The 20504-nt window shown below is 71.3% G+C and carries 15 protein-coding genes; 9 read left to right on the forward strand and 6 right to left on the reverse strand.

What is annotated here, in order from left to right; genetic code table 11:
• Nucleotides 1-8: 8 nt before the first annotated feature.
• Nucleotides 9-827, reverse strand: coding sequence for a GntR family transcriptional regulator (locus tag IE294_RS01030; RefSeq protein WP_189881296.1), 819 nt, complete (start codon nt 825-827; stop codon nt 9-11).
• 302 nt (nt 828-1129) lie between these two features.
• Here IE294_RS01030 and IE294_RS01035 point away from each other — a divergent pair, with 302 nt between their 5' ends.
• The 9 genes from IE294_RS01035 to IE294_RS01075 all read left to right on the forward strand — a co-directional run bounded on the left by IE294_RS01035 (nt 1130) and on the right by IE294_RS01075 (nt 11142).
• A complete protein-coding gene (locus IE294_RS01035; protein WP_189881297.1) occupies nt 1130-2410 on the forward strand; it encodes an extracellular solute-binding protein in 1281 nt (426 codons plus the stop codon).
• Nucleotides 2411-2488: 78 nt separating this feature from the next.
• Complete coding sequence (locus IE294_RS01040) at nt 2489-3487, forward strand: carbohydrate ABC transporter permease (protein WP_189881298.1); 999 nt, start codon at nt 2489-2491, stop codon at nt 3485-3487.
• Nucleotides 3484-4314, forward strand: a complete 831-nt coding sequence (locus tag IE294_RS01045; protein ID WP_189881299.1) for a carbohydrate ABC transporter permease — start codon at nt 3484-3486, stop codon at nt 4312-4314. Before IE294_RS01040 ends, IE294_RS01045 begins: the two co-directional genes overlap by 4 nt.
• Before the next feature lie 8 nt (nt 4315-4322).
• Nucleotides 4323-5834: a glycoside hydrolase family 3 protein gene (locus IE294_RS01050; protein WP_189881300.1), complete on the forward strand. Its 1512-nt coding sequence runs from the start codon at nt 4323-4325 to the stop codon at nt 5832-5834.
• 105 nt (nt 5835-5939) lie between these two features.
• Nucleotides 5940-6971, forward strand: coding sequence for a phytanoyl-CoA dioxygenase family protein (locus IE294_RS01055; protein WP_189881301.1), 1032 nt, complete (start codon nt 5940-5942; stop codon nt 6969-6971).
• Nucleotides 6968-8257, forward strand: a complete 1290-nt coding sequence (locus IE294_RS01060) for a DUF6271 family protein (RefSeq protein ID WP_189881302.1) — start codon at nt 6968-6970, stop codon at nt 8255-8257. The genes IE294_RS01055 and IE294_RS01060 overlap by 4 nt, the downstream gene beginning before the upstream one ends.
• On the forward strand, nt 8254-9450 hold the full coding sequence (locus IE294_RS01065; protein ID WP_189881303.1) for a type III PLP-dependent enzyme domain-containing protein: 1197 nt from the start codon (nt 8254-8256) through the stop codon (nt 9448-9450). The genes IE294_RS01060 and IE294_RS01065 overlap by 4 nt, the downstream gene beginning before the upstream one ends.
• A gap of 1 nt (nt 9451) precedes the next feature.
• Nucleotides 9452-9958, forward strand: a complete 507-nt coding sequence (locus IE294_RS01070) for a GNAT family N-acetyltransferase (RefSeq protein WP_189881304.1) — start codon at nt 9452-9454, stop codon at nt 9956-9958.
• On the forward strand, nt 9955-11142 hold the full coding sequence (locus IE294_RS01075; protein ID WP_189881305.1) for an MFS transporter: 1188 nt from the start codon (nt 9955-9957) through the stop codon (nt 11140-11142). Before IE294_RS01070 ends, IE294_RS01075 begins: the two co-directional genes overlap by 4 nt.
• 83 nt (nt 11143-11225) lie before the next feature.
• On the opposite strand, the gene sbnA is transcribed toward IE294_RS01075, so the two are convergent.
• From sbnA to IE294_RS01100, 5 genes are read right to left on the reverse strand one after another with little or no spacing between them, the layout of a single operon-like run.
• Entirely contained in the window at nt 11226-12248 is a 1023-nt protein-coding gene (sbnA, locus tag IE294_RS01080; RefSeq protein ID WP_189881306.1) for a 2,3-diaminopropionate biosynthesis protein SbnA, read from the reverse strand.
• A 37-nt stretch (nt 12249-12285) separates the two neighbouring features.
• Nucleotides 12286-13356 (reverse strand): 2,3-diaminopropionate biosynthesis protein SbnB, encoded by a 1071-nt coding sequence (gene sbnB, locus IE294_RS01085; RefSeq protein WP_189881307.1) that lies wholly within the window; start codon nt 13354-13356, stop codon nt 12286-12288.
• Nucleotides 13353-14357: a TauD/TfdA family dioxygenase gene (locus tag IE294_RS01090; protein ID WP_189881308.1), complete on the reverse strand. Its 1005-nt coding sequence runs from the start codon at nt 14355-14357 to the stop codon at nt 13353-13355. The genes sbnB and IE294_RS01090 overlap by 4 nt, the downstream gene beginning before the upstream one ends.
• Before the next feature lie 40 nt (nt 14358-14397).
• Nucleotides 14398-17664 (reverse strand): non-ribosomal peptide synthetase, encoded by a 3267-nt coding sequence (locus IE294_RS01095; protein ID WP_189881309.1) that lies wholly within the window; start codon nt 17662-17664, stop codon nt 14398-14400.
• A 13-nt stretch (nt 17665-17677) separates the two neighbouring features.
• Nucleotides 17678-20254: a Pls/PosA family non-ribosomal peptide synthetase gene (locus tag IE294_RS01100; protein WP_189881310.1), complete on the reverse strand. Its 2577-nt coding sequence runs from the start codon at nt 20252-20254 to the stop codon at nt 17678-17680.
• Nucleotides 20255-20504 lie beyond the last annotated feature (250 nt).

Raw genomic sequence — 20504 nt, forward strand, 5'->3', positions numbered from 1 at the left:
GCGTCCCGTCAGGCGCGGCCGGTCCCGTCCGGGTCCGGCGGAGCCGTCCTGCGCCGGACCACCGGGGCGCCCGGCCGGCGCAGGGCGGCGACGAACTTGTAGCGGGAACCCCGGTACACCGAGCGCACCCACTCCACCGGGGTGCCCGCCGCGTCCCGCGAGTGCCGGGACAGCAGCAGCATCGGCAGCCCGACGTCGGTGCCGAGCAGCTGTGCCTCGCGCGGGGTCGACAGCGAGGTCTCGATGGTCTCGTCGGCCTCGGTGAGATGGACGCCGTACACCTCGGCGAGCGCCGTGTAGAGCGACGGGTAAGTGGCGAGGGACCGGCGCAGTCCGGGGAAGCGGCGTACGGACAGATGGGTCGTCTCGATCGCCATCGGGTCGCCGCTGGCCAGCCGCAGCCGCTCGATGCGCAGCACCTTCTCGCCGATCCCGATGTCCAGCAGGCCCGCCAGCTTCTCGTCCGCCGGCACTTCCCCGATGTCGAGCGTCTGCGAGGCGGGCGTGAGGCCCTGGGCCCTCATGTCCTCGGTGTGGGACGTGAGTTGCAGTGTGCGGTACAGCTTGGGCTGGGCGACGAAGGTGCCCTTGCCCTGGATCCGGTCGAGCCGGCCCTCGCCCACGAGTTCCTGGAGCGCCTGCCGGACGGTGGTCCGCGAGGTGTCGAACCGGACGGCGAGCAGACGTTCCGCGGGCATGGCCGAACCGGGTTGCAGCGCCTCGGCCATGGAGAGCAGCTGCTGCTTGATCCGGTAGTACTTCGGCACGCGCGCGGTGCGGCCGGACGCTCCCCTGTGCGGCTGGGCGCTGCTGACGTCGGTGGTCATGCCTGCCTTCCCGGCTGTGTCGATGGGCTCCCGTTATAGCGACCAACTGCCCTATGGTCTAGTCCAACTGAACGGTCCGGGCGAAAGGGCCGGAATGCGGACGGACGCGCTCCGGTGACTTTCTCGTAACGGCCCGGACCGGCTTTCCGAACCGCCCTTGACACTCCAAAAGGTCTAGGCCAAGCTCCACCGTACTGGTCTACACCATTAGTGGCCAGGTCCCGAGCCCTACGTGCAACAGCGTCGTACGCAGGTCACCGCCGAGGGCGTGGGGGGTTAGTGGCATCCCTGAGGAGGGTGGCGTGAAGCGCAAGCTTGCGGCCGCGATCGTGATCGCGGGCATGATGGTCTCCGTGTCGGCGTGCGGCGGGGACGACGGCGACGACAGCGGCAAGAACGCGGGACCGGACAGCTTCAAGGGCCAGACCCTGACGGTCTGGGCGATGGACGGCTCCACGCCGGACCAGTGGGTCAAGGACGTCACGGCCGCGTTCGAGAAGAAGACCGGCGCCAAGCTGAAGTTCGAGACGCAGAAGTGGGACGGGATCCAGCAGAAGATCACCACCGCGCTCTCCGAGTCCACCCCGCCGGACGTGCTGGAGGTCGGCAACACCCAGACCCCGGCCTACGCGGCCACCGGCGGTCTCGCCGACCTGAGCGACCTGAAGAAGGAGATCGGCGCCGACTGGACGCCGTCGGTCTCGCAGTCCTCCGTCTACGACGGCAAGCAGTACGCCGCCCCCTGGTACTTCGCGAACCGCGTCGTCATCTACAACAAGAAGATCTGGGCGAAGGCCGGCATCAAGGACACCCCGAAGACCCGGGACGAGTTCTTCAAGGACCTGGAGACCATCGGCAAGAAGACCGACGCCGAGCCGATCTACCTGCCCGGCCAGAACTGGTACTTCTTCGACGGCCTGACCATCGGCCAGGGTGCCGACCTGGTGAAGAAGGACGGCGGCAAGTACGTCTCCAACCTCGGTGACCCGAAGGTCGCCAAGGCCATGGAGATCTACAAGAAGTACGCCTCCTACTCCAAGGCCCCCAAGGACAAGGACGAGGCCACCCCGCAGCAGGCCGAGGTCTTCGCCAAGGGCAAGACGGGCGCCTTCATCGGCATGGGCTGGGAGGCCGGTACGGCCGTCACCGCCAACAAGGCCATCGAGAAGGACCTCGGCTACTTCACCATCCCCGGTGAGAGCGCGGACAAGCCCGAGGGTGTCTTCCTCGGCGGCTCCAACCTCGCCGTCGCCGAGGGCAGCAAGAAGCAGGCCCTGGCCAAGGAGTTCCTGAAGATCGCCCTGTCCGACCAGTACGAGGGCGAACTGGCCAAGCTCAACGGCGTCATCCCGAACAAGCAGTCCCTGGAGACCAACCTCAAGGGCAACGCCGTCGCCGAGGCCGCCGCCCCCGGTGCCGCCGTCGGTGGCACCACCCCGCTGATCCCCGAGTGGGGCGCGGTGGAGAACAACCCGAACCCGATCAAGTCGTACATGACGGCCGTGCTGAACGGCAAGTCCCCGGCGGACGCCGCCAAGCAGGTCGAGGGCGAGATCAACAAGCGCCTGGCCCAGCAGAACTGATGACCGCGCCGGGGGCGCCGCGCTCGCGCCCCCGGCTCACCAGTGTCGTCCGTACGGCCACGGAAGAGATGGCAACTCATGTCAGTGCAGACCGAAGGCACGGACACGGCCGGGGAGCCCGCTGTCCGCAAGGCCCGGGTGCCGGCCCCGCCGCGCGGTGACAGCCGCACCACCGGCGCCCCGTCCCGGCGCGGAGCCGCCGCCCCCTACCTGCTCCTGCTGCCCGCGCTGCTGGCCACCGCGGTGCTGCTCGGCTGGCCCCTGGTCAAGAACGGCGTGCTGTCGTTCCAGAACCTCAACCCGCGCCAGCTCATCCAGCACCTCACGGAGTGGAACGGCGTCGACAACTACCAGGAGGTGCTGAGCGGCGGCGACTTCTGGCGCGTCGTCGAGCGCTCCGTCTTCTTCACCGCCGTCAACGTCGTACTGATCATGGTGCTCGGCACCCTGGTCGGCCTGCTGCTGGCCCGCCTCGGCGCGAAGATGCGGCTGCTGCTGATGATCGGTCTCGTCCTCGCCTGGGCCATGCCGGTCATCGCGGCCACCACCGTCTACCAGTGGCTGTTCGCCCAGCGCTTCGGTGTCGTCAACTGGGTGCTGGACAAGCTCGGCTGGCACTCCATGGCCGACCACAACTGGCTCCAGACCCAGTTCTCCACCTTCGCCGTGATCACCCTGCTCCTCGTCTGGCAGTCCATACCCTTCGTGGCGATCAACCTCTACGCCGCGACCACCACGATCCCCCGGGAGCTGTACGAGGCGGCCTCCCTGGACGGCGCCGGAGCGTGGAAGAGCTTCACCTCGGTGACCCTGCCCTTCCTGCGGCCCTTCCTGTACGCCACGACCTTCCTCGAAGTCATCTGGATCTTCAAGGCGTTCCCGCAGATCTTCGCGATGAACGAGGGCGGCCCCGACCACCTCACCGAGACCCTGCCGATCTACGCCTACGTCGAAGGCGTCGGCAACCAGCACTTCGGAGTCGGCGCCGCCATCTCCTTCCTGACCATCCTGGTCCTGCTCGTCATCACCTCGTACTACCTGCGCATGGTGCTCAAGCAAGAGGAGGACGAGCTGTGAAGCGCTCGCTTCTCGGCCGCTTCTGGCCCAACGCGACCGCCGTCGTCCTCTTCGTCGGCTTCGTGTTCCCCGTGTACTGGATGTTCGCCACGGCCTTCAAGCCGACCGGCGACATCATCTCCGAGGACCCGGTGTGGTTCCCGACCGACGCCACCCTCGAACACTTCAAGAAGGCCGTCGACGCCGACCACTTCTGGACCCTGGTCGTCAACTCCGTCACCGTCACGGTCCTGTCGGTCGTCTTCTCGCTCGTCATCGCCCTGCTCGCCGCCTTCGCCCTCGCACGGATGCGGTTCAAGGGCCGGCGCGGCCTCATCGTGACGTTCATGCTGGCGCAGATGGCCCCCTGGGAGGTCATGATCATCGCCATCTACCTGATCGTCCGGGACAACGACATGCTCAACAGTCTGGTCCCGCTCACCGTCTTCTACACGATGATGGTGCTGCCGCTGACCCTCCTCACGCTGCGCGGCTATGTCGCCGCCGTGCCCAAGGAGCTGGAGGAGTCGGCGATGGTCGACGGCTGCACCCGCACCCAGGCCTTCGTCAAGGTGATCTTCCCGCTGCTCGCACCCGGTCTGATGGCGACCTCGCTGTTCGGCTTCGTCACCGCCTGGAACGAGTTCCCGCTCGTCCTGATCCTCAACAAGGACATCGAGAAGCAGACCCTGCCGCTGTGGCTGTCCCAGTTCCAGACCGCCTTCGGCGACGACTGGGGCGCCACCATGGCCGCCTCGTCCCTGTTCGCGCTGCCCATCCTGATCCTCTTCATCTTCCTGCAACGCAAGGCTGTCAGCGGTCTGACCGACGGCGCCGTGAAGGGATGACGCCCCCGATGACCACCATCGCCACCACCGCGTCCGGCGGCGGCTCCGCCGGGGGCGACGCCCTGACCCGGGACGCCCTCGCGGTGCTGCAACCGGGGTTCGACGGCACCACCGCGCCCGACTGGGTGCGCCGCCGCATCGGCGAGGGCCTCGCCTCCGTCGCCCTGTTCGGCCGCAACGTCGTCAGCGAGGAGCAGGTCACCGCCCTCACCGGGCAGTTGCGAGCCGAACGCGACGACCTGCTGGTCGCCATCGACGAGGAGAGCGGCGACGTCACCCGCCTCGACGTGCGCACCGGCTCCTCCTTCCCCGGCAACCACGCCCTCGGCGCCGTCGACGACCCCGACCTCACCCGGGCCGTCTCCCGCGAACTCGGCCGGCGCCTGGCCGCCTGCGGCGTCACCTTCGACTGGGCGCCCTCCGCCGACGTCAACGCCAACCCCGACAACCCCGTCATCGGTGTCCGCTCCTTCGGCGCGAGCCCCGACCTGGTGGCCCGGCACACCGCGGCCTGGGTCGAGGGCCTCCAGTCCACCGGCGTCGCCGCCTGCACCAAACACTTCCCCGGCCACGGCGACACCAACGTCGACTCCCACCACGCCGTACCCCGCATCGACGTCGACGCCGACACCCTGTACGCGCGGGAACTGCCCCCGTTCCGCGCCGCCATCGCCGCCGGCACCCGGGCGATCATGAGCGCCCACATCCTCGTCCCCGCCCTGGACCCCGACCGCCCCGGCACCCTGTCCCGGCGCGTCCTCACCGACCTGCTGCGCGGCGAACTCGGCTACCAGGGCCTCATCGTCACCGACGGCATGGAGATGCGGGCGATCGCCGGCACCTACGGCCTGGAGCACGGCGTGGTCCTCGCCATCGCCGCCGGCGCCGACGCCATCTGCGTGGGCGGCGGACTGTGCGACGAGGGCACCGTGCTGAAGCTCCGGGACGCGCTCGTGGCCGCCGTACGCTCCGGTGAACTGCCCGAGGAACGGCTCGCCGACGCGGCGGCCCGGGTCCGCGACCTGGCCGCCTGGACCGTCGCGGCCCGCGGCGACGCGGAGAAGACCCCGGCCGACCCGCGGATCGGCCTGGTCGCGGCCCGCCGCGCGCTGAGCGTGACCCGCACGGGCGCCGCCGCACCGGTCACCGCACCGGTGTACGTCGCCCAGTTCAACCCCGCGCCGAACATCGCCGTCGGCGACCAGACCCCCTGGGGCGTCGCCGGCGAACTGGAGCGGCGGCTGCCCGGCAGCGCCTCCGGCTCCTTCACCGGGGACGGCGCCGGTGCCGCCGTCCTCGCCGCGGCCGAGGGCCGCCGGATCGTCGCCGTGGTCCGCGACGAACACCGGCACGACTGGATGCGCTCCGCGCTCGACACCCTGCTCGCCGCCCGGCCCGACACCGTCGTGGTCGAGATGGGCCTGCCCCAGGCCCCGCCGCGCGGCGCCCTGCACATCGCCACCTACGGCGCCGCCCGGGTCTGCGGTGTCGCGGCGGCCGAAGCCGTCGTCGCGGGCTGACCCACGGGCTCACCGGCCGCCCGCCGCAGCGGGCGGCCCACTCGATCGTGCTCTTTTCCCGGATCTCCACCGCACCACTTCGTGCTCCAGTTCCAGAGGAATCGCATGCAGACGCCCCACCCCTTCCTGCACCGCGCGGCGACGGGCCGCCCCTACTTCAGCGCGGACGGCGAGACCTACCTCGCCCCGACCCCGCTGCGCGAGCTGAAGAAGACCCAGTCGCTGCGCGTGCTCTCCGAGGAGGACTTCGCCTTCTGGCAGACGTACGGTTACGTCGTCGTGCGCGAGGCCATCACGCCCGGCGAGGCCAAGGAACTCCTGGACTTCGCCTGGCAGTTCCAGGGACTCGACCCCGACCGCCCCGACACCTGGTACGAGGAGCCGGAGTTCCGCTCCGAGCTCGACCGCCATCTCTACATCTACGGCTTCGTCGAGGCCTACCACCACCAGCTCATCTGGGACAGCCGGCAGAACCAGCGCGTCTACGACGCCTTCGTGGACGTCTGGGACAGCCCGGAACTGTGGGTCACCCTGGACCGCCTCAACCTCAACCCGCCCAACGTCCGCACCCGTTCCCGCTCCCTGATCGAGACCCCCGACGAGGGCTTCGACATCGAGCTGCACTGGGACGTCGACACCACCCTCGCCGTCCTGCCGCAGCGCGTGCAGGGCATCATCGCCCTCACCGACACCCGCCCCGAACTCGGCGGCTTCCAGTGCGCGCCCGAACTCTTCCGACGCTTCGAGGAATGGCGCGTCGCCCAGCCGGCCGGCCGCGACCCGGTCCGCCCGAACACCGACCGCGCCGAGTTCCCGGTGGTCCGCCCCGACCTCCAGGCCGGCGACCTGCTGATCTTCAACGGACTGCTCGCCCACGGCGTGGCGCCCAACCTCTCCGACCACGCTGTCCGAGCCGTCCAGTACCTGTCGATGATGCCCGCGCTGGAGGAGCACACGGCCCTGCGCGACTCCCGCACGGAGTCCTGGCGCACCCTCGCCACCCCCGACTGGAACGCCACCCTGCTCGGCGACGCCCGCGCGCCCGAAGCCCTCCGCTACGGCCCCGCCGCACTGAACGGCCTGGGGCGCAAGCTGCTCGGCCTCGACTCCTGGGCCGCCGCGGAAGGTGCCCGGTGAACCGCGTCTGCCTCACCCTGCCCACCAACCGGGCCTGCTCCGCCACCATCACCGCCCTGCACGCCGAAGCCGCCCACGCCGCCCGGCACTTCGGCGCCGACGTCCAGCTGCTGATCCTGGACTCCGCCGACGACCGCACCCGGACCGAGCACACCCGCACGGTCGCCGCCCTGCCCGCACACCAGGGCGTGAGCGTCCACCACTACGACGAGGCGGCCCAGCGGGACTTCCTGCGCCGGGTCATCCGGAAGGCGGGCCTGCCCGAGCCGGACCGCCTGCTCCGCCTCATGCTCCCGCCCGCCGTCTCCTACGGCGCCTGCACCAACCGCGCCTTCCTGCTGGCCGCCGCCCTCGGCTGCGACTCGGTGCACCGCCGCGACTCCGACAGCACCTACCAACTCCACGCAGGCCGACCGGTGTTCCCCGTCCACCACGAGCTGCCCTGGCTCGGCCGCCCCGCCGCCGCGGCCTCGGCCGCCGTCACCCGCACCGACCTCGACCCGGCACTGGCCCACCGCCCGGTCTCCCTGGCCGGAGCCTCCTTCATCGGCGAACTCTCCGTGGACATCGAGGAGATACGACGCCTGGACGAGGCGGTCTACCACGACGTGGTCGGCCTCTGGGCGCCCGGCGACTGGCCGGAGGACCGCAGAAGCGCGCTGGTCGAGGAGTCCTTCACCGGCGCGGGCACCGCCGCCTTCACCGGGGACCACTCCACCCTCACCCTGGTCGACCCCATGCGCGTCGACATGTGCAACGTCGCCTTCGACCGCGCGGTGTACGAGCGCGTCCCCCTCCCTCCCGCCACCGACACCATCGGCAGCGACTACTTCCTCCTCCACCTCGTCCACGACGCGGGCCTGCCCGGCATCCTCCACAACCGCCACATCGAGAACTTCCACACCCCCGAACGCCGCACCGACACCGGCTTCCCGGCCTACCAGCGCCGGTTCGTGAAGTTCCTGCTGTCGATGCTGTACTTCCACGACGTGTACGGCCGGATGGCGGCCGAGGGCGCCGGCCTGCTGGACGAGCGGCAGCGAGTCCGGCAGGACCGGATCGTTGAGCTCCTCCGCGAGAGCACGGGTCTGGACCGTGCCGAGAACATCTGGCGCCTGGACCGGGTGGACACGGCGTACCGCAAACTGGGCGGCCGGTACGCGGCGTTCGCGGACCGGCTCTGGGCGGAGCGGGGAGGGTTACTCGACCAGGCCGAACGGGATATCGAGGACTTCGCCCACTTGACCGAATGCTGGCCGGTACTGATCAAGGCGGCCCGCACATGAGCGCCCCGAAGGGGCGCGGGGAACGGCGCGATCAACCACAACCCACCCGCACCAGCACCAAGGACCGCCTCCGCTACGACCTCACCGGCATAGAGCGCCAATACGACACCCTGCTCGAAGAACTGCCCGGAGTCCGCGTCCGCTTCGCACTCAAGGCCTGCCCGGTCGACGAGGTCCTCCGCACACTGGTCGCCGCCGGCGCCGGCTTCGACGCGGCCGGACCCGCCGAGATCGAGCAAGCCCTGCGCGCCGGTGCGCACCCGGACCACATCCACTACGGCAACACCATCAAGTCGGACCAGGACATCGCCAAGGCCCACCGCCTGGGTGTCCGCACGTTCGCCACCGACAGCGTCGAGGACGTCACCGCCGTCGCCGCGCACGCGCCCCGCGCCCGCGTGTTCTGCCGCCTCGCCACCAGCGGGGACGGCGCCCTGTGGGGCCTGAACCGCAAGTTCGGGTGCGCACCGGACGACGCCGTCCGCGTCCTGAGCACGGCCCGCGCCGCCGGCCTCGTCCCGGCGGGCCTGTCCGTGCACGTCGGCTCGCAGCAGATGACCGGCGAGGCCTGGCAGCAGGCCCTGGACACCCTCGCCGGGACCCTGACGGCGCTGGCCGGGCGGGGGATCGTACCCGACCACGTGAACCTCGGCGGCGGGCTGCCCGCGCTCGGCTATCTCGACCGGCGCGGCAACCCCCTCGACCCGCCGCTGGACAAGATCTTCACCGTGCTCCGCGAGGGCATGGAACGCCTGAACGCGCTGGCCGCCGCCCCGCTCGACTTCGTGCTGGAGCCGGGGCGCCATCTGGTGGCCGATCACGGCGTGATCCACGCCCACGTGGTCCGGCTGACCGAACGGACGCAGCCGGACGGCGGGCGGACCCGCTGGCTGTACCTGAGCGCGGGCAAGTACAACGGCCTGTACGAGATGGACCAGGTCACCCACCCGCTGGTCTTCCCGGGGCGGGAGACGCAGGAGCACGTCCCCGCGATCGTCGCCGGACCCACCTGTGACAGCGACGACGCCTACGGCGGCGGCCGGTACCCGGTGCGCGTGCCCCGGTCCGTCCGCTCCGGCGACCCGGTCCGGATCCTCGCCGCCGGCGCCTACGCCAGCAGCTACATGACCCAGGGGTTCAACGGCATCCGCCCGCTGCCGACCGAGTGCACCCGCGAGGAAGGACACCACTGAGATGACGGGCCTCATACGGGGCATCACCGAGGCCGACTGGCCCCAGGTCGCCGCCCTGGAGGCCGGGGCGTACACGGACACCTCGCTCACGGAGGGCGAGTCCGGCCTGCGGTCCCGGGCCCCGGCGGGCACCAGCTTCGTCCTGGACCTCGACGGCCGGATCGCGGGCTACGTCCTCGCCCTGCCGTACCCGCGGCTCCACTGTCCCGACCTGTCCCGCCCGGAACAGGTCGCCCACCACGCCACCAACCTCCACCTGCACGACCTGGTCGTCAGCGCACCGCTGCGGCGCCGGGGCCTGGGCACCCGTCTGGTCGGGCACCTCACGGACGCCGCCCGCGCCCGCGGCTTCGCGACCATGTCGCTGGTCGCGCTCGCCGGCAGGGAACCCTTCTGGCAGGCCAACGGCTACCGCCCCCACCACGAGGCGCGCGTGCCGGCCGGCTACGGCAGCGGCGCGGTGTACATGTCGGCTCGGGTCGCCGCCCTGCGGAAGGCGAGCCGATGACCGCGCCGACCGCACCCACCGCACCCTCCTTCCAGCGCGCCAAGTGGTCGATCGCGGCGCTGTTCTGCTTCCTCGGCTTCCAGTACGGCACCTGGGTGTCCCGGCTGCCCGCGCTGAAGACCCGGCTGGACCTGGGCGCCGGCGAGGTGGGCCTGCTGCTGATGGCCTGCGGGGCCGGCGCGGCGGCCTCCTTCCCGCTGGTCGCCGTCCTGATGCGGCGGCTCGGCTCCCGCCTGCTGTCGCTCGTCTCCGCCGCGGCCCTGATCGCCGTCCTGGCCGCCCTGTCCGCCGTACCGGACTACCCGCTCGCGCTGCTGGCGGTGTGCGCCGACGGTGTCGCGGTCGGCTGCCTCAACGTGGCCATGAACGCGCAGGGCGCCGCGCTGGAGAGCGCCCACGGGCGTACGGCCATGTCCCAGCTGCACGCCACCTTCAGCGGCGGGCTGCTCGCCGCCGCCCTGCTGGCCTCGGGCGTGACCACCCTGACCGCCTCCGTCCCGGCGCACTTCGCCGTGGCCGGGGCCCTGTTGCTGCTCCTGCTCGGCGGCGCCCGGCCGGGCCTGCTGACGCACCGGGAGCCGGACCCCTCGGCCCCGGACGGGCCGAAGCGCCGTGGCCGCCGCGGCCTGCCCTCCGGCACGACCCTCCTGATGGGCTGCGCCATGGCCTTCGGCACGATCACCGAGGGCGCGATGAACGACTGGTCGACGCTCTACCTGAGGGACGTCGTGAAGGCGTCGGCGACGGTCGCTCCGCTCGGCATCGCGGTCGTCTCCGTGATGATGCTGCTGGCCCGCGCCTGGGCCGACCGCTGGCGCACCCGCTGGGGCGACGGACGCGTGGTGCGGGCCGGCAGCGCGGTGGCGGCCGTGGGCCTCGCCCTCGCGCTGCTCGCCGGGGGAGTGGTGCCCACGCTGCTCGGCTTCGCCTGCGTCGGCCTCGGCGCGGCGGCCGTCACCCCGTGCGTGTACGTGGCGGCGGCCGGCCGTGGTGCGGACGCGCTGGCGCTGGTCGCCGCGATGGGCACCATCGGCCTGCTGGCCGGTCCGGCACTGATCGGCTTCGTCGCCGGCGCGGCGAACCTGACCGTGGGCATGGCCACGGTGGCGGCCTGCGCCCTGATCGTCACGGCGACCGCCTTCCGCATCCCGTGGCGGGCCCGCACCCCGGAACCGGTCGGCTGAACCCGGTCGGTCATGTGCCGGCCGACGCCGCCCCCGGGTTGGCGAGGGCGGCGCCGTGCTGCCGCTGAACCGTCCCTTCCCGCCTACGCTCTGCGGCGGCGCCCCGGCGCGCGTGACGCGGAGTTCTCCTCCCAGGCGGTGTACACCTGGGCGGAGTCCAGCAGGTGCTCGCCGTAAAGATCCTGGAGCCAGTTGCTCTGGTAGATGGTGTCGAGGTAGCGCTCGCCGAGGTCGGGGGCTATCGCCACCGCCGTGAGGTCACGGGTGCCGTGCCGGGCCAGCCAGTCCGTCGCGGCGCTCACCACGGTGCCCGTGGAGCCGCCGAACAGGAAGCCCCGTCGGGCCAGGCGGTGGCAGGTGCGGATGGTGTCCGCCTCCTCCACCCGGACCACCTCGTCCACGTACTCCTCGTCGAGCAGCGGGGGGCGCATGCTCATGCCGAGGCCGGGGATCATCCGGCGGCCGGGCGTGCCGCCGAAGGCCACCGAGCCCACGCTGTCCACGGCGACGATCCGCACCGGCCGGTGCCACTTGCGGAAGTAGCGGGCGCAGCCCATCAGCGTCCCGGCGGTGCCCGTCCCGAGGAACAGCACGTCCAGGCGCGGGAAGTGGACGGCGATCTCCGGCGCCGTCGTGCGGAAGTGCGCCCGCCAGTTGCCCGCGTTGGTGTACTGGCTGAGCCACACGTAGCGGTCGTCGGACGCGCACAGCGAGCGGACGTATTCGAGCCGTGTGCCCAGGAAGCCGCCGCCCGCGTCCAGGTCGGTCACGACGTGCACATGGCTGCCGAGGGCTTCCATCAGCAGTTTCGTCGACAGGTTGCACCGGGGGTCCGTGACGCACAGGAACCGGTAGCCCTTGCTGGCGGCGATCATGCTGAGCGCTACGCCCAGGTTTCCGGACGAGGACTCCACGAGGATGGAATCGGGCGTCAGGGATCCTTCCCGCTCGGCGCTCTCCACCATCTCCTTCGCGGCCTTCAACTTGATGGAGCCGGCGAAGTTGAAGCCCTCGCACTTGAGGTAGAGGCGGTGTCCGAAAATCGACTCTAGGTCGACGAAGAGACTTCCTTCGTTGAAGGCGTGGGGAGCGGAGATGACGGGCACGGCAGGCCTCCTGGTCCCACGGCTGAGGGCAACGGCCTCAGCCGTACCGGCGCAGATCGTGGAAGAAGTCGTCGATGAGGCGGAGTTCTCCCGCCCTGGCCACTTGGTCGTAGACGTACTTGCCGACGGCCAGGTCGAGGACGCCCAGGCCGAAGGGCGAGAAGATCACCGGCTGGTCGTGGGGCGGGGCGGCCCGTCCTTGCAGCACGTCGTACAGGGTCCCGTTGAGGAAGTCGCGGTTCCCGGTGCGCTGCTCGACCAGGTGCGGGGAGGTGTCCGCCTTCAGACAGTGCTCCACGTCGTCCACGAAGTTGGCCGAGGCGAGCAGGACCTCGGGGGCGAGGTCGCGCAGCGACACGTGCAGCACCAGGGGGTTGTGGGCGAACCAGCCGGGGGCCGTGACATGGGGCCGGCCGGCGACGGTGGCGAAGACCACGAGGTCGCTGGAGCGGACGAGGTCCTCGGCGCTGTCGTGGACGGTGACCTGACCGGTGGCGCCCGCCTGGCGCAGGTAGCCGCAGAAGCCCGCGGTGCTGTCGGGGGACACGTCGTGCACGCCGACGGCGTCGAAGGTCCAGCCGGAGCCGGCCAGGAACGTGTGGATGTACCGGGCGATCAGCCCGGTGCCGAAGAACCCGACGCGGCGGGGGCGGCTCCGGGTGCGGCTGAGCCAGTCGGCCGCCAGCGCCGCGGAGGCCGCGGTCCGGGTGGCGCTGATGACGGAACTCTCCAGGCACGCGAACGGGTAGCCGGTGTCGTGGTCGTTGAGGATCAGCACCGCGGAGGCCCGGGGCAGCCCGGTCCGCACGTTGTCGGGGAAGCTGGAGATCCACTTCAGGCCGTCCACCCGCGCCGGGCCGCCGATGGAGGCGGGCAGCGCGATGATCCGGGCCGTCGGACGGTCGGGGAAGCGCAGGAAGTACGACGGCGGATTGACCGAGTCCCCGGCACCGTGCAGCCGGTAGGTGGCCTCCACCAGGTCCACCAGATCCTTCTCGCGCCCGCCGAGGGCCTGCTCCACCTGCTTGCCGGAGATGATCGCGAAGGAGGGCACGGATCCCGCGTGGGGCGTGTCCGGTTCGGTGGCGGTCGACAGCATGTCGGTCATCGGCGGCTCGCCTCCTTGGTCGGAAGGGAATCGGCCAGGCGCCGAGGCTCGGCCAGGCCGACCAGCACCTGCCGGTCGCCGGTGAACGCCTCCCGGCTGTGCGCGGAGCCGATGTTGTCCACGAGCATCAGGTCACCCGCCTGCCAGGGGTCGCGCCGGGTGTGCTCCTCGTAGGTGGCGTTCAGCAGCTGGACGACGTCCTCGCCGATCGGGCTGCCGTCGCCGTACCGGGTGTTGAACGGCAGGCTGTCGGCGCCGTACTCGTCCACCAGGTACTCGCGCACCTCCGGGGCCAGCGTCCACTCGTTGAGGAACGCGATCTGGTTGAACCAGCACCGCCTGCCGGTGACCGGGTGCCGTACGACGGCGCGACGGCGCTGCTCGGTGCGCAGCGACCCGTCCTGCTGCCAGTGGAAGTCGATGGCGTTGGCCCGGCAGTACTGCTCGATCCCGGCACGGTCGTCGGTGCCGAACGACTCCGCCAGGGACGCCCCGATCTCCTCGTTGTAGCTGCGGGTCAGCAGCCAGCCCTCCCGCTCGAACCGCTCGGTCAGCTCGGCCGGCAGGGCCTCAAGGACCTGCTCGGCGTCGGCGACCGCGGTCGCCCCGCCCTGCTCGGGCGCGGTCAGACACGCGAACAGCAGCAGGCCGGGCACCTCCAGCGGATAACTCAGCTCGTGGTGCATGCACATCGGCTGGTTGGCCGGCCAGGGCGTGGAGGAGTACAGGCCGTGGCCGTGGTCCTGCCGGGGGGCGAAGGCCTCCCGCTCCGGCATGAGCGTCCCGGCCAGCCGCGCGAAGACGGCACCGACCTGGTCCGCGTCCTTCAGGCCGAGCCCGCGCACGAGCAGCGCCCCGTGCTCGGTGACCTGTGCCCGCAACGCCTCGCGGTGTTCGGCCGCCCAGCTCGCGACGTCGGAGGGCCGGTCCACCCGCACCAGCGCGGGTTTGTCCGGCCGCAGCTCCACGTCGAGCGGTGCTGCCAGGGATGAGGACGGCATCTCGGTTTCCTTTCGGTCGCCCGTCGCGTGGACGTACGGGTCAGGTGGAGGCCAGGGGGACGGCCGCGCTCACAACGGCGTGCGCGGCCTCGGCCGGGCGGGTGCGGAGGAAGTAGTGGCCCCCGTCGGCCAGTTCGTGCAGGTCCACGTGCTCCGCCAGGAGCAGCCAGTCCCGGTGGTGGTCGGCGTGGCCGGCCGTGTGCGGGTCGTCGGCGGCGACCACCACCGACACCGGCGCGGCCAGCCTCACCGGCGGCGGGGCGTGCAGGACCGCCTGGAAGTAGCGGTGGGCGGACACGCAGTCGTGCCGGTAGGCGGCACCGATGTGCTCGGCGTGCCGCGCGTTCAGTTCGGCGAGCTCGGTGTAGCCGCCGTCCGCGGCCAGCCGCGCGGCGATCTCCGCGTCGCTCAGGCTCGTCAGCTCGGCGACGGCGGCAGCGCGGTCCTCGGCCGTGCCGAGCAGCTGCGCTCCGAGGAACACCCGCGTGACCCGCACACCGCGCTCCTGGAGCGTCCTCGCCGTCTCCAGGGCCGCCGCGGCGCCCGAGGAGTGGCCCCACAGCATGACCCGGGTCAGGCCGCGCGCCGTGATCTCGTCGGCGACCTGCGCCGCGACGTCCGCGATCGACGCGAACGGCTCCCGGTGCGCCGCCAGGTCGTGGCCGGGCAGGTCCACCGCGAGGACCGCCGGGCCGCTGCCCGCCAGCGCCGCCGCCATCGGCCGGTAGTTCACCGCGTTGCCGCCCGCGTACGGGAAGCAGACCAGCGCGCACTCCGGGGCGCTGTCCGCCTCCGACAGCGGCTGGAGCAGCTCCGGGCGCTGCTGGGCGGCGCCGTCGAGGAGGGCGGCCAGGTCGGCGAGCACGGGGTGCCGGGTGATGTCCCGCAGGGAGACCGCGCGGTCCAGCGCGATGCTGAGCTTGACGGCCGACAGGGAGGTGCCGCCCGAGTCGAAGAAGTGGTCCGTCCGGCCGATCCGGTGCTCGGGCACGCCCAGCAGTCCGGCCCAGGCCGCCGCCAGCCGCCGCTCGGTCGGGCTGAGCGCGTCCCGGGCCGCGCTCTCCGCCGCGTCGGGTTCGGCACCCGTCCGCGCGGCCTCGGCGGTCAGGGCCTTGCGGTCGATCTTGCCGTTGGCGGTCAGCGGCAGGCTCTCCCGCCAGTGGAAGGCCGCCGGGACCATATAGGCGGGCAGCGCCGCCGCGAGCGCCTCGCGCAGCACGTCCGGCTCGTGACGCCGGCCGGAGTGGAAGGCGATCAGCTGCGTGTTCCCGCCGCCCCTCTCGACCACGACCACCGCACCGTCGCGCACCCCGTCCACCCGCAGCAGGGTGTTCTCGATCTCGCCGATCTCGATCCGGAAGCCGCGGATCTTGACCTGGCTGTCCCGGCGGCCGAGGAACTCCAGCTTGCCGCCGGGGTGCCAGCGCCCCCAGTCACCGCCCAGGTACAGCCGCTCCCCGGGCCGGTAGGGGTCCGTCCGGTAGGCCTCCCGGGTCCGCTCGGGATCGTTGACGTACCCCCGGCCCACACAGACCCCGGAGAACGCGATCAGCCCGGGAGCGCCCAGGGGCACCAGCGCGAGCTGCTCGTCCACGACGTACACGCGCACGTTGTTGACCGCGCGCCCCAGCAGCACGCGGTCGGGAACGCCGTCCAGGACCTCGTGGTTGGTGTCGTCCGAGGTCTCCGTCAGCCCGTAGGCGTTGAGCAGCCCGATGCCCGGCTGGAGCGCGAACCAGCGCTGCGCCAGCTCCCGTTTCAGCGCCTCGCCGGTCACCGACACCCACCGCAGGTCCGGCAGCGCTCGCGGGCGCTGTTCCAGGTACGAGACCACGACCTCCAGGTAGGAGGGCACGAGCTGGGTCACGGCGACCCGGCCCCGCACCAGCGTGTCGACGAACCGCTCCACGTCCACGACCACGTCCTGGCCGATCAGCAGGGTCCGCCCGCCGACCAGCAGCGCGGACACCAGCTGCCACAGGGAGATGTCGAAGCACTGCGGGGCGGTCTGCGCCACCACGGACCCCTCGCCGATCCCCAGGTCGTCGATCTTGGCGTACAGGTGGTTGAGCAGGCCCGCGTGCTCGCACATCGCGCCCTTCGGCTCGCCGGTGGAGCCGGAGGTGAAGAAGATGTAGGCGAGCTGACCGGGGTCGACCCGCACCCCGGGGTCGTCGTCGGCGTGCGGTTCCGCGTACGCCGTCTCCACCGGCAGCTTCTCGGCGCCCGGTACGGTGGCCAGCGCCTCGTCGAGGGTCCCGGTGCTGCCGGACTCGGTGAGGACCAGCCGGCACCCCGCCCGCGACAGCGTCGCCGCGATACGGCCGGCCGGGAAGTGCGGCTCGATCGGCAGGTACGCCCCGCCCGCCTTGAACACCGCCAGCGTCGCCGCCAGCCAGTCGAGGTTCCGCTCGGTGACGACGGCGACCACGTCCTCCCGGCCCACCCCGCGGGCCAGCAGCGCCCGCGCCAGCCGGTTGGCCCGCGCGTTCAGCTCCCCGTACGTCCACTCCCGCTCGCCGTGCACCGCGGCCACCGCCTGCGGATGCGCCCGCACCCGCTGCTCGAACAGTTCGTGCGCGCGTGCGTCCGGCAGCGCCCGGTGCGGCCCCGCCAGCCCTTCCAGCTGCTCCCGCACCTCCACGGCCGACAGCAGGCTCTGCTGGGTGTGGTCGGCGTCCGGATCGGCCGCCAGCAGCCGCAGCGCCTTCAGGTGGTAGCCGCCGATACGGTCCGCGCTCTCCGCGTCCAGCACGTCCGTGCGGTACCGCACGCGCAGCCTCAGCCGGCCGCCCAGGTCGCACCAGCGCACCTGGAGCACACCGTCGTCGTGGTGGTCCTCCTCGGCGTCCATGGGGCCGAACACGACCTCGTACGACGGCTCGGTGATCCCCAGTTCCCGCCGCAGTTCCGGCACCGGGAACTCCCGGTGCGCCAGCACCTCCGCCTCGGCGCGCTCGGCGGCCGACACCAGGGCCCGCCAGGACCCCGGGGGCACGGTCAGCCGGCACGGCAGCGGCTCGCCGCGCACTCCGGCGGCGTACCCCGTGACCACCTCGCGCTCGCCGGACAGCGCGGCCAGCACCTTGGCGTGCGCCGCCAGCAGCAGCGCGCTCAGCGGCAGTCCCGACCGCCGCACCAGTGCGCGCACGGAGGTCACGACGTCGTCCGGGACCGGCGTCTCCTGCTCCGACGCTCCCGGCACCGGCTCCCGGACCCACCGCGGCACGGCGGTGCTGCCGCCTGCGGTCAGCACACGGCTCCAGAACTCCCGGTCCGCTCGCACCGCTTCCACGCGCGTATCCATCGAATGGCCTTCCTCACCTCGTGACGGACGCGGGGGCGTCGGTCGCTTCCAGGGCCCGGACCGTGCCGCCGGGCCGGTTGCCGGCCCCGGGCATGTCCACGGCCGGGTTGCCGCCCCACTGAGCGTTCGGGGGGACTTCCTCGCCTTTCATGAGGAAGGAGTCGGCTGCCAGCACCGAGCCGTCGCCCATGGTCACGCCGTAGTGCACATGGGCGCCGACGCCCAGCGTGCAGCCGACGCCGAGCGTGGTGCCGTCGGACTTGAACGTGCCGTCCTCCTGGGAGTGGCACTGGATCTTGCTCCCGGCGTTGAGGGTGCACTCGTCGCCGACGGTGGCCAGGGTGCGTTCGGTCATGTAGCAGCCGTCGTCGAACACCCGGCGGCCGATGCGCACGCCCAGCAGTCGCCAGACCAGGGCCTTGAAGGGAGTCCCGTTGAAGATGTTGAGATAGTGGCTCGGCATTTTCCACACGCGCTCGTGCCACCAGAAAACCGGGTGGTAGATGGAACACAATTGGGGGGTGAGCGCGCGGAACCTCAGCAGGCAGCGCTCCACGAGGATGTAATAGCCGGTGGAGAACGCGAGCGTCATGGCCAGATACAGGGCGATCACCACGTGCCCGACCACGCCGTACAGGTCCACGGAGACGAGTCCGAACAGGGTGAGCGCGAAGACGAGGAACCAGCGCATGCACAGCATCAGGGCCATCGAGCGCAGGTTGTAGCGGTTCTTCGCGCCGAGGTGGCGGTGCAGTTCGTCGCCTTCCCGCAGATGGTCGAACCGGGCGTCCCGGTCCACCGAGCGGGGAATCTCGAAACACGGCGAACCGAGCAGTCCCACGCCTTCCCGTACCTCGCCGTCGAGGGGAATCATCACCTTGGTGGCGAGCAGGCAGTTCTCACCCGTCCTGCCCCCCACGGGATAGGCGATGTTGTTCCCCAGGAAATTGCGCGGCCCGATCTCCACCCGGGACACCCGGAAGGACGTGCTGGAATAGTCGGCGTTGATGACGGAGAGTCCGTCGGCCACCATCGTTCCGCTGCCGACCGTGACCATGAAAGGCGTCTCGTGCTGCATCTCGGTGCCGAAATTGGAGCCGGTCTGCTCCACCCGTGACAGGTCATAGCCGAGCCCGCGCAGGTAATGCACGATGTACGAGCTGTCACCGAAGAGCCAGGGGAAGAACTTGATGTTCGTCATGCGCGCCGCCGTCCGGTGCAGGGTGTAGTGGAATCCGTAGAGCGGATACACCCGGTCGGGTTTGACGAACAGACCCAGCAGGCGGGGAACGATGTACTGGACGACGAGGCCCAGGACGAGGAAGCCGGAGAACAGGGCCAGCGAGACGCCGAGCGCGTCCGGGATCAGCTCCGGCCGGGTCAGCACCGCCGTCTCGGGATTGAGTCGCTTGCCGATCGCCGGGACCTCGGTGAACAGCATGTACACGCCGCCGAGGGTGAGCGGCAGGTACAGGAAGACCGTCTGCGCCAGCGTGACCCCACCGAACCAGAACCGGCGCGCGGTGCCGCACCTGGCCGGCGGGACCCGCAGGTAGTCGACCTGGGTGGGCTCCGCCGGGGAGCCGTGCCAGTGCTCGCCGTCCGGCACCGCCTGGCCGCTGTGCAGCGCCGAGGAGTGGCCCAGTTGCGCGCCGTCGCCCAGCGAGGTGTCGATGTCCAGGACGGTCTTCTCGCCGACGTACACGTCCCGGCCCAGCGTGACCCGGCCGGTCTGGATCCGCCCGGCGTGCGCCCGGTAGCAGAGGAAGAACGCGTCCTTGCGGATCACCGTCCCGGCGCCGACCGTCAGCAGGTCGGTGCAGACCGGGACGGTTCGGGAGAGGATCGTGACGCCCTTGCCGATCCGCGCGCCCAGCGCCCGCAGGTACAGCACGTACAGCGGGGTCCCGACGAAGAACACCATCGGATTCGCGTGCAGCAGCACCTTCACGAACCAGAAGCGCAGATACGCCGGCCCCCAGATGGGGAACTCATCCGGTTTCCAGCGGCCGACGAGCAGCCATTTCGCGATGACCGGAAATATGCACAGGGCGAGGAAACCTATGCCGCCGAACAGCAGCGCCCGCACATAGATGCCGACGAATCCGGAACCGGCGGCGATCCACTCGTACCCCCGGGCGGTGACGAATCCCCAGACGAGGGAATACACCAGGAAGATCAGCAGCTGGGCCGTCCCGCACAGCAGATGGTGGGCGGGGCTCGTGCGCGTCACCGGAGCGGGGGACCGCGTGGGTTCTGGCGAGGGCGCGGCCGTTTCGACGGGAGCGGTCTGTACGAGGGCCGCCGTCAGGCTCCGAATCGTGGGATGCCGGTAGATGTCCCGCATGGACGGCGAGGGAAGATCCGGTATTTTCCGCAACCGCGCGCAGAACTGGGCCATCACCAGGGAATTCGCACCGAGGTCGTTGAAGAAGTTACTTTCGGCCGGAACGTCGTCGCAGCCGGTGACCTCGGCCAGTGTTTCCGCGAGTTTCCGCTCGGTCCGCACCCTGTCGGACCTGATGTCGCTCAGGGTGACGGCAGGATCGTCGGGCCGGGATATGGGGACCTCGGAGGACTGCTTCACCATTACATCTCCTGAGGACGTATGGATCGCCAATGGCCGGCCGGACGGTTCCTGATCAGGAACCACCGGTTTCAGTCTGGCGAGGCCGACAGCAGGCTGCCACTTCGCACCGTTCCATTCCCTCCGCCCCGAAGCGCCGATGCGTCGGTATTCCTTGGTTTCCGTGCGGCGCGGCCCCCGTCACACCTCACCCGAACGGCGGCGCCCCGGCCGATCCGGCCACCCTCCGGAGCGCCGCCGAGGGCTGCCCCGT

The organism is Streptomyces canarius, from assembly GCF_014650735.1.
In the GTDB taxonomy this organism is placed as follows: domain Bacteria; phylum Actinomycetota; class Actinomycetes; order Streptomycetales; family Streptomycetaceae; genus Streptomyces; species Streptomyces olivaceoviridis.